Origin of the sequence: uncultured Proteiniphilum sp. (genome assembly GCF_937873925.1) — a bacterium.
GTDB lineage: Bacteria > Bacteroidota > Bacteroidia > Bacteroidales > Dysgonomonadaceae > Proteiniphilum.
The window spans coordinates 1-11,301 of record NZ_CALNAT010000091.1 but is presented as its reverse complement, the minus strand read 5'-3'; the positions used below and the strand labels follow the sequence as shown (position 1 = coordinate 11,301).

The following is an 11,301-nucleotide window of genomic DNA, read 5'->3' as shown; positions in this document are numbered from 1 at the left end:
GGGGGGGGGGGTAAAACGCTCTTTACCAGATTTTTAACTGAAGCCACACGGTTAATCTCTTTTTTCGACTTCACGTCTTTTAAACACTTTCATTCCCGATATATAAATAGCGTATTACATCTTCTTTCTTTCGCGGGACACCGTGAAGAGAGAAAGTGTAAACTTGTGCTGTTCTTATACCTATACATCTGCACGATCTTACCAAAGCAGGAAAATTCAGGCTTCTCAGACTTTGCTAATAAAACCGAATTTACCATTACGGAATACATTCATAACCTATTTAAAACATATATGATGCTTACAATCCATTTCCTCCGATTAACAATGATTATTTCATCTGTTCCGGAATATAAAACACACCTCCATCCAACATCTTTTTTTTAAAAGGGGTAAAATCATATATATCCGTAAGGATTAAAATATTCCGCGGATGATAAATCGGATGGAGTCAAAGAGAAAATAACATTTCCGAGAAGATATATCATAATTTGGAAGAGGAAAGAAAACGGTCAAACGATCGGATCATGACAATAAAGGACAGATACAACAATATCTGTTAAGAACTTAAATGTTTTTAAATTATTAATCTGAAAAATTCAAGAAATGAAATGAAAAAACAAATTTCAAATTTAATGAAAGGAATGTTAGTAACCTTTTCCGCATGTGTTTTTCTCCTGTTATCCTGTGGAGAAAATGACGATATCAAAAAAGGTACTGAGTATGATCCCGGTAAGCCGGTGGAAGTAAGTACATTCTATCCCGACTCGGGAAGGTATTTGGAACAAGTGATGCTGGAAGGAAGCAACTTCGGCAACGACCCGGAGCAAATAAGGGTTTGGTTCAATAACAAAAAAGCGGCTGTAATAGGTTCCACCGGTACCCGTATGTATGCGCTCGCTCCCAGGTTGCCGGGTGATACCTGTGTCATTTCGGTGGCAATTGGCAATGATTCCGTAGCGTATGATAAAACATTTCGATATTTTTCGTCGGTTACCGTGAACACCATTGCGGGAAACGGCAACCAGGATGATTATCAGGATGGAGATCTTACTCAATCCATCTTGCAGCCACGATATATTTGCGTGGATAATGAAGACAATATTTTCATCTGCACCAGAGGACCTTACGAATTTGGTGGAACGAATGGACAGATGCATATTGTCAGGATTGATGAAGAAAACAATGAACTGATTACCATTGCCAGAGATGTTACGGCAAATATTCCAGCCGTGGATTTAGAAACGGGAGTCATCTCAATCATGACCGAAACTACGGTTGGATCGTTTCTGACTCTTGACCCCAAAGAATTATGGGCTCCCAGATTCCGTGAAATGAAATGGCCTCCCGATGGTGACAGACCTGGAGAAGGTTATAAGCATTGCGTGGTCGTGAACCCCAGTGATGGTTTTATTTATACACGTTATTACCATGGTCATATCGTAAAGATTAATCCCCGAACATACGAAGTAGAAACCATTTTCAAAACGCAACAGGGAGACAGTTATGGATTGACATTCACCCCACTTGAGCCCAACATCCTATATATATCATTTCGCGATAACGCTGGTGTCAATGCAAATAGCATCTGCAGCATTGATGTTACCGATCCTGAAAACACATTTCAAAAACTCTCAGGCTCCACCAGTGGAGGACACCGCGATGGGGCGCTGGAAGTGGCTCAATTCCGCAATCCCCGTCAGATATACAGTGATGCCGATGGAAATATCTATGTAGCAGATTGCAGCAATCATTGTATCCGCAGAATTACACCGGATAAGATGGTGGAAACCGTGTTGGGAATGCCCGGTACTCCTGGCTGGAAAGACGGAGGAAAAGAGGAAGCCTTGTTCAATTTACCCATGGGTCTGGGTATAAGTAAAGACGGTTCAATCTATGTGGCAGATAACGGCAATGCCCGGGTGAGAAAGCTTTCCATTAATTGACATTTTGTTTTAAAGATCTTTTCTGAATAATCAGGCTATTGTTCCGCATAAAACAGGATTAAAAGACAATGATAATCTATAGCTTCATCCTTTTTTCCCCTGTTGAAGAATGAGGATAGTCCTTCAGAATCATTTCCTTAAGATAAGAATAAATAATACAGATAATAACAATATAATTTAAACTAGATGAAACGCATAGCATGTATAGGATGGATACTTTTATCGGTTTGCCTTCTTCTTCCGGCACAACAAAGTACCTTCGTCATGGAAGGAACTGTCTATGACGAAACAAAAACACCTTTGCCAGGTGTTACGGTGTACCTGAGAGATAAGATCAGTGTCGGAACAACCACCAATATAGATGGTAAATTCAGCATCCGGGCCTCTCGGGGTGATATGATTGTTTTTACATTCATAGGGTATGAGAGAATTGAGTATTTGGTTACAGAAGAGAAAAAAGATCTGGAAATCATTTTTACCGAATCTGCCCAGGAATTGGATGAAGTGGTAGTCACCGGATTAGGTAGTCAACGAAAGATATCAACAGTGGCGGCTGTGAGCAGTGTAGATGTGGGTGAATTGCAAACACCGGCGGCATCCATTGCCAATTTGCTGGGAGGACGCGTAGCCGGTGTGATCTCTATGCAAACCAGTGGAGAGCCGGGAAAAAATATTTCCGAATTTTGGGTACGAGGTATCGGCACTTTCGGGGCCAATGCAAGCGCCCTGGTATTGATAGACGGATTGGAAGGAAATATCAACTCCATCGATCCTGCCGATATTGAAAGTTTCTCCGTGTTGAAAGATGCCTCGGCCACCGCGGTGTATGGCGTACGCGGGGCGAACGGGGTGGTACTGGTGACCACCAAAAGAGGACAAGTCGATAAATTGACCATTACGGGACGCGCCAATTTTTCCGTTTCCCGGTTGAACAGAGTTCCTGAATACCTGCGTGCGTACGATTACGCCAGATTAGCCAATGAAGCCAGGGTGGTGCGAGGCGATTCGCCTATCTATTCCGATGTGGAATTAGATATCATCAACGACGGTTCCGATCCCGATCTCTATCCCGACGTGAGCTGGCAAGACCAGGTGCTCCGCAACCACTCTCTTACACAATCGTACTACGTAAGTGCACGCGGAGGTGCGCAGGTAGCAAGGTACTTCCTCAGTTTGGGCGCAAGCAATGAAACAGCCGCTTACAACTACGATAAGAACAGCGTATATGCGGCGAATACCGGATACAATACCTATAACTACAGAGCAAATATCGACCTGGAATTATCCCCCGCCACCACCCTTTATTTCGGTACGGACGGCTTCCTTTCTATCCAGAACAACCCGGGCGTTGCCAGTACCGATTATATCTGGTACGCGCAGTCGAACCTCAATCCATTACTGCTTCCCGTAATATATTCTAACGGCCAGTTGCCCGCGTCGGCAAGCAGCGAATCGTTGAGATCGCCCCTGGTAATGATCAACCACATGGGGCGTCGCAGCGATCAGCAATACCGGGGGAAATTCACATTGGCGCTCGACCAGAATCTCTCCATGATCCTGGACGGCTTGAAATTAAAGGTGCAGGGGGCATATGACCTGTACAGTAATTTTTCAGAAGGAAGATACATACAACCCGCTCTCTATCATGCGGTAGGGCGCGACCAGCAAGGAAAACTTATCACTATTGAAAGGGTGAAGGAAGGAGGAATCTGGTATACACGAGGAACGGATCAATTCCGAAAATACCACTTCGAGAGTACACTTAACTACGACAAGGTATTCGGCGAAGATCATCGTGCTTCAGGATTGCTTTACTATTATCTCAGCGATCAGAAGTGGGCAAACGAAGGGACTAATAATCTCAGCGCGATTCCCCTTCGCTATCAGGGAGTATCCAGTCGTTTCACCTACGGATTCAGGGACACCTATATGGTGGACTTCAACTTTGGGTATACCGGTTCGGAAAACTTCCAACCCGGCAGGCAGTATGGATTCTTTCCCTCTATCGCTTTGGGATGGGTACCTTCCAATTATGAGTTTATGAAAGATCGTTTACCATGGATCAGCTTTCTGAAATTCAGAGGTTCGTACGGAACGGTAGGTAACGACCGTATCAGTTCACGCAGATTCCCTTATCTCACCATGGTAAACAGAGGCTCTACCGGCCCTTGGGGTTCGGCTTCCGTTGAAAGCATCACTGAATCGACTATCGGCGCCGATAACCTGCAATGGGAAAAAGCCCTGAAAGCCAATATCGGTATCGAAGGTAATTTATTTGACGACAAGGTTCAACTCGTTTTTGATGTCTTTAACGACCAACGTGACGGTATTTTTATGGAACGCGTACAGATACCGGATTATGCGGGTTTGGTTACAATGCCTTTCGGTAATGTGGGGAAAATGAAAAGTCACGGTGCGGATGGTAATGCCAGCTTTACTCATAATCTGAGCAAAGATATGTCATTTACCTTGAGAGGGAACTTCACCTACTCCAAGAACAATGTTCAGAACTGGGAAGAAGCGAATCCCAAATATCCTTATCAGGAAGCATCCGATTATCCGTTAGGCACCATACGCGGATATCAGTCAATCGGCCTTTTTAAAGATTGGGATGATGTAAGGAACAGTCCGGCACAATTTGGGACGGTAATGCCCGGCGATATCAAATACCGTGATGTGAACGGTGACGGGGTAATAAACTCCGACGACCGGGTCCCTCTCTCTTACAGTACTTATCCTTTATTGATGTATGGATTCGGCGGTGAATTCAGGTATAAGAATCTGACGGTGGGTATCCTTTTTAAAGGAACCGGCAAGACCGATTTTTTCCACGTAGGATACAACGGAAACGGCACCGGATATGTGCCCTTCTATAACGGGATCAACGGGAACGTATTGACGATCGCCAAAGATCCCTCCAACCGGTGGATCCCGGCGGATTATGCAGCGGCAAACGGAATTGATCCGTCGTTAGCGGAAAACCCTAACGCCCGTTATCCGAGATTGACATACGGCTACAATGAAAACAACTCGCAATTGTCGGATTTCTGGAAAGGGGACGCACGTTACCTACGGTTACAGGAAGTAACGGTCAACTACAACCTGAAAAATTCGTTCCTGCAAAAATTAAGAGTTCAATCCATCGACTTCCAGTTGGTAGGTAACAACTTGTTTTTATGGGATAAAGTAAAGTTGTTCGATCCTGAACAGGCTCACCGGAACGGCGAAGTTTATCCGATTCCCACCACATATACTTTACAAATGTATATCAACTTGTAAATAAAAAACAGACTATGAATTCATTTAATACAGAGATATTCAGGCAGGCAAACGCCCGCAAGGAAAGCAGCTTGCAGAAGACCAATCACGGTTATTCCGACTTCCTGTTGAAAAAACGTATCAAGCGGGTAATCCTTTTTCCCGTAGCGGCACTTCTTCTACTCATAATATTCTTTTCCTCTTGTAAGGATCTGCTCAGTGTAGACAATTATTTCAGTGATGAATTGAAGTTGGATTCTGTTTTCGCGCAAACACGTTATGTGGAAGCCTATATGTGGGGCGCGGCCGGATTATTCCCCGACGAGGGGAATTTATTACAGAACCAGCATACCCCCGGGCCGCTGGCCACCGACGAAGCGTTTACCAGCTTCCTTACCTTACATAACTATAACGGCATGCGCTTTGTGTTAGGCGAGGTAACGGCAAGCAATATGCATTCATTTGGAAGTACATGGCGTAGCATGTATCAGATTATCCGTAAATGCAACACCATTCTGGCGCGTATTGACGAGGCCGCCGACATGACTACCCGGGAGCGGTTCAATATTATAGGATACACCCGCTTTATGAGAGGATATGCTTACTATAACCTTCTTATGGATTTTGGACCGCCCATCATTCTAGGAGATGAAATCATCGAATCCAACGCCTCGCTTCCGGAATATGACCGCGATCGAAGCACATACGACGAGGCGGTAGAATATATTTGCAACGAACTCGAAGCCGCTGCCGAACTTCTACCGATGACAGTACCGTTGATGGAGTTCGGACGTCCTACCAAAGGAGCGGCCTACGGATTGATTGCCCGGCTGCGCTTGATCCATGCCAGTCCGTTGTATAATGGTGGAGACGTGGCACGGTCGTTCTTCGGCAACTGGAAACGCTCAACCGACGGCGCCCAGTATGTATCGCAAACCTACGATGAGAAGCGTTGGGCATTGGCCGCCGCGGCCGCAAAACGCGTGATGGATCTACAATTATCAGGCGCTCCTATGTACAGACTATTTACCGTTCAGTCGGACTCGGAAACCCCTCCGCTGCCCGAAGGGGTTACCTCCGATCCCGATTACTATAAAGAGTGGCCGGCCGGGGCAAACGGAATTGATCCTTACAGATCCTATTCCGAAATGTTCAACGGCGAAGCAGTGATACCGGTGAATCCCGAATACGTCTGGGGCCGAAAAAGTGGCGCCATAACGGCAAATACCCAGATGGTCTTTCCGCAAAGGTTAGACGGATGGAACGGGATGTGTGTTACCCAGAAAGTGGTGGATGCCTATTCTATGGTAGACGGTCGTTCCATCAATAATTCCAGCGAAACGTATCCGTACAGTGAGACAGGCTTTTCCACCGACGTGAAAACATTTTCAGGATATCGCTTGAATGCCGGCGTACACAATATGTATGTGAATCGAGAAGCGCGCTTCTACTCTTCCGTAGGTTTTAGCGAATGTTTCTGGCCCATGTCGTCTTCCACCTCATCGGGCTATTATAACCAGACCATTTCCTACTATTATAATTCTCCGAATGGGAAAGGTGGTGTGAGCTCACCCCAGGATTACCCCATTACCGGATATGTGATCAAAAAGTTCGTCCACCCCTCGGATGCCTGGGGTGGGACCAATGCAAGAAGGATGGACAAAGGCTTCCCCATCATCCGTTACGCGGAGATACTCCTTTCTTACGCCGAAGCGTTGAATAACCTGACTAGCAGCCACACCATCGAGATAGACGGACAATCGCAGGTATTTACCCGCGACATGAATGAGATCAAAAATGCTTTCAATCAGGTACGTTATCGTGCCGGACTGCCAGGGTTAACAGGAACAGAGGACGCTGCTGCAATACAGCAGGCGATCGAGAAAGAGCGGTTTATAGAGTTCCTTTTTGAAAATCGTCGTTACTATGATGTAAGAAGATGGGGTATTTATGAAGAAGTGGAAAGCGTGCCTATAAGAGGAATGAACGTGGAAGGAACGAAAGAGGTCTTTTATACACGGGTAATCCCCAACACGGCCCGCATTGGTTCACGAATCGTGAATAAACGATTGAACTGGTTGCCGATACCTCTTAAAGAAATAAGGTTATTGCCTTCATTAGATCAGAATCCCGGTTGGGAAGATTAAATAATAAATTTATAGTTATGAAACAAGTATATAGGATTAATAAAAACCGAAGAAAGGGATTGGAAATTGTGTTACCGGTGTTCCTTCTTTTTATCACCGCCACTTGTGACAGGGATGAAGTGTTTGAACGCGAACAATACAAGAATGTATTTGCCCTGATCAGTGAAAGCGACAACGTGTCACGGAAATTTCACAAACTCGGTGAAGAATCGGTAGGCTACGTGGCGGCTTCTCTCGGCGGAACCAATCCGACCACCAAAGATATTATAGTAGACCTGGTAGAGGATCAATCATTATTGGATGATTTTAATAAAACTAACTACGACACGGATATATCGAAATACGGGAAACCTCTTCCGGAGAGTAAATACGATATAGACACATACCGGTTCACTATTCCGACAGGAGAGATAAGCGGCAGGCTTCCCATCCGGATAAGGCCCGACGGCCTTTCACCCGATACGGCTTATTTTATTTCTTTGCGGGTAGATTCCCATTCAGCGTATGAGGTGAATCCTGAAAAAAGTTTTGTTTTATACCGGATAAGGACTAAAAATTATTGGGCGCAGGCAGACGGTAACACCAACTATTCCATGAGAGCAAAACTTCGGGTGCAGGGATCGACCAGCGAACTGGAAATGCCCGGAACAAAGGTGATGCATCCGATCACCGAAAACAAAGTCAGGATAATGGCGGGCAATGAAACATACGAATCCGATGTGAACGTATTCAACCGGTTTGCCATCGTGTTGGAGATTGATGAAGACCACAAGGTAACCATTTCCCCGTATAACAATGTGGAGGTTACTCAGGTGGACGGAGACCCGGACTTTCCCAACATTTTCAAAATAGAAGACGACGGTTTCAAGACCTATAAAACGTTCCTGCTCAGGTATGATTACAAAAGCGGAAATACGGTTTATGAAATGAAAGAAGAATTAAGGCTCGAATTCAATGAAGATGAAGATGAGAATGAATAGCTTTTTGCAGATATCGGAGACAGTAACCAATTAATTTATTTGGAATAATGAAAACAAAATTCTTAAAATATAGCTTATGCTTCCTGTTGATCAGTTATGGGGCAGGATGTGATGATTACAAGCAAAAGGTGATTGAAGAAAATATTTATGTGAACCATGCGGAGTTGTCGCTGTTTATGGGAGAAACCATTCAGCTAACGGCAAGTCCTACGGACGGAACATACCAATATTCTTGGTCGAGCGAAGATCCCACGGTGGCTACCGTATCTTCCAACGGTTTAGTGGAAGTGGTCGGCGAAGGGTTTACCAATATCGTGGTACGCGGCGGCGAGCTATCTACAAAAGTGCCTCTTACAGCCGTAATCAGGATACCTTTGGAAAATGTGGTCGTAAGTGAGCCCCTCCTTGAACTGCTTCCGGGGAATAAAAAAACCGTACTCATCAGTTTTATTCCGGAAAATGCCAATGACATTCCGGCATATTCCTGGAGTTCGGAAAACCCTGATGTAGCCACCGTTAGCGAAGGAGGTGAAATAACGGCCATTGATGAAGGTGTGACCAATATCGTCTATCGTATCGGCGAGATCGAGAAGAAAATTGTAGTGGACATAGCCTATACCCGTCCGTTCAATGGACCCCACATTCTTTCCGCGGCAACGCCTTATGAACTTCCGGCGGCCAACTTTGACCTTGGCGGCGAAGGGTCCGCTTTCCACGACAGCGATGCCACAGATTCTTCAGGACAAAACGGTAATTACCGTGTAAGCAACGGAGACAACAACAGCACCGCGGTTGACATAGAAGGCTTTGGGCTCAATGTCGGATGGACGAGTCCCGGAGAATGGTTGCTCTATACGGTAGAGGTCCTGGATGAAGGGGATTATTTAGTTGAGGCACAAGTGGCGGTACCCGGAACAGGTAGCTTCCACATTGAAGTGGATGGAGTAAACGTGACCGGCACCATCGGTGTACCTGATACCGGCGGATGGGGCAGCTTTACGTGGGTTTCCACACCGGAAGACAAGTTAACTCTCAACCTACCTGAAGGAAGGCACAAAATCAAATATTACTTTGAGGGAGGGCACAACTTCAGGTCGTTGAAGTTTACAAAAAAATAATAGAGAATCCTTTTTTCTCTTCATAGTAACAAATCGCTAAACGAAATAAAGCAGAGTGACCTTTAATTGTTCACTCTGCTTTATTTTTAGATAGCTGATATATAATATCAAAATTCTTAGTTTTATATCATTATGGCAGGGTCTTGGAATAGAAAAAATATTTATTTTTGTAAAATTGAATTGCAAGGCCGGAAAAATCAGTGGCAGAGTTTTTTGTTGTATCTGAAGAGAAAATGATTCATGCCCAAAAACACAATAAACAATATGTAACTATGACAATTTATCGGAATCTGCTTATCGTCGTATTTTTGGGGTTTTGCCTTATGGCAAACGGACAGCAATCCGTTTCGCAACAAACAGAAGAGATCTTACTCTACCCGAAGGTAGAGGAGATCATCGAGGAAGAGCATATCCATGACCCAGCAGGCAACCTGATCGTCGCCAAAGTGACTAACCCGTCCCTGACCGTGTTTATACCGACTGACGGAAACAAAAGCAAAGCAGCCGTAATTATCTGTCCGGGCGGCGGATATTCTAACCTCCATATCCAACGGGAAGGATTCAGGGTTGCAGAAGCTTTCAATCGCCAGGGGATTGCCGCGTTTGTTCTTAAATACCGTTTGCCGGATACCGAAATAATAGTAAAGGACATATCGTTCGTGCCGTTGAAAGATGCCCAACGTGCCATTCAGTTAACGAGGGAAAATGCGGAACAATGGGGCATCGATCCCCATAAGATCGGCATTATGGGATTTTCCGCCGGAGGACATCTGGCTTCAACAGCCGGTGTCCACTACGATTCCGTGTTCATCGAAAACAGCCGGGGTACGAGTCTCAGGCCCGATTTCATGATACTGGTATATCCGGTGATCAGTTTCGATGACCAAGTGGGACATATCGGCTCAAAGAAACGCCTACTGGGAGATCATCCGGATGAGGATCTCGTAAAATTCTTCTCTAACGAATTACAAGTGAATAATAATACGCCTAAAAGCATTCTCCTCCATGCCGATGACGACACACTCGTTCCCGTGGAAAACAGTTCCCTCTTTTATAGTAAACTGCACGACCACGGCGTACCGGCCGAACTGCATATTTATTCCAAAGGGAATCATGGATTTGGAAGTACTCCATCCTTTGAAGAGTGGTTCAATCAATGTATTTACTGGATGAAAGCTGAACAACTTCATCCTTTAAACAAATAGAAGATGAAACATATAGTAATTGTCCTGTTATTTCTATTTGCTCAATTCATTTGCGCTCAAACAACCGTTGAAGAAAAAGTACACGACAGGTTGACCCCTGCAACTTTAGCGAAGATAAACCGGTATGCGGGAGAAAAATTCAACGCCTCTTACGAAAACCGGATCCTTGCCCAGGATATTGAAAGGTTGGTGGAGCCCTTTACCCTCAGAGACGAGCACCATTGCTGGCAAGGGGAATTCTGGGGAAAGTGGTTCACTTCGGCCGTGCTGGCGTACCAATACCGCCCTACCCCGATTCTCGCCGAGAAGTTGAAAGAAGCTGTGTATGCATTAATAAAAACACAGACTCCGGATGGATATATCGGCAACTACGCTCCCGAAAGCCGGTTGAAAGCGTGGGATATCTGGGGAAGAAAATACTGTATGCTCGGGCTGATCGCCTATTATGATATTACGAAAGACCGCGTAGCATTGGATGCGGCGGCAAAACAAGCCGACTTCCTGATGAAGGAACTGGCAGAGAAAAACGCGAAAATCGTGAAGATGGGTAACCATCGCGGTATGGCCGCCTCTTCCGTGTTGGAACCGATATGTCAATTATATGTCCGCACCGGAGACAAAAAATACCTGGATTTCGCGGAAGAGATCGT

Annotated in this window: 7 protein-coding genes; all 7 read left to right on the top strand. The window is 45.2% G+C overall.

Going from position 1 to position 11,301, the window contains the following annotated elements; all coding sequences use genetic code 11:
* Positions 1-632: 632 nt before the first annotated feature.
* A complete protein-coding gene (locus tag Q0502_RS06380) occupies positions 633-1,943 on the top strand; it encodes an IPT/TIG domain-containing protein (protein ID WP_298648607.1) in 1,311 nt (436 codons plus the stop codon).
* Positions 1,944-2,129: 186 nt separating this feature from the next.
* The gene (locus Q0502_RS06375) at positions 2,130-5,222 is read left to right on the top strand and encodes a TonB-dependent receptor (RefSeq protein ID WP_298648606.1); all 3,093 of its coding nucleotides are present in this window, start codon (positions 2,130-2,132) and stop codon (positions 5,220-5,222) included.
* A gap of 14 nt (positions 5,223-5,236) precedes the next feature.
* The gene (locus Q0502_RS06370; protein ID WP_298648603.1) at positions 5,237-7,348 is read left to right on the top strand and encodes a RagB/SusD family nutrient uptake outer membrane protein; all 2,112 of its coding nucleotides are present in this window, start codon (positions 5,237-5,239) and stop codon (positions 7,346-7,348) included.
* Between the two features lie 17 nt (positions 7,349-7,365).
* Entirely contained in the window at positions 7,366-8,328 is a 963-nt protein-coding gene (locus tag Q0502_RS06365) for a DUF4361 domain-containing protein (protein ID WP_298648600.1), read from the top strand.
* 47 nt (positions 8,329-8,375) lie between these two features.
* On the top strand, positions 8,376-9,446 hold the full coding sequence (locus tag Q0502_RS06360) for an Ig-like domain-containing protein (protein WP_298648597.1): 1,071 nt from the start codon (positions 8,376-8,378) through the stop codon (positions 9,444-9,446).
* 272 nt (positions 9,447-9,718) lie between these two features.
* Positions 9,719-10,651, top strand: coding sequence for an alpha/beta hydrolase (locus tag Q0502_RS06355; protein ID WP_298648594.1), 933 nt, complete (start codon positions 9,719-9,721; stop codon positions 10,649-10,651).
* Between the two features lie 3 nt (positions 10,652-10,654).
* Positions 10,655-11,301: beta-L-arabinofuranosidase domain-containing protein (locus Q0502_RS06350; RefSeq protein WP_298648591.1), on the top strand; the 647-nt coding region annotated here is incomplete at its 3' end.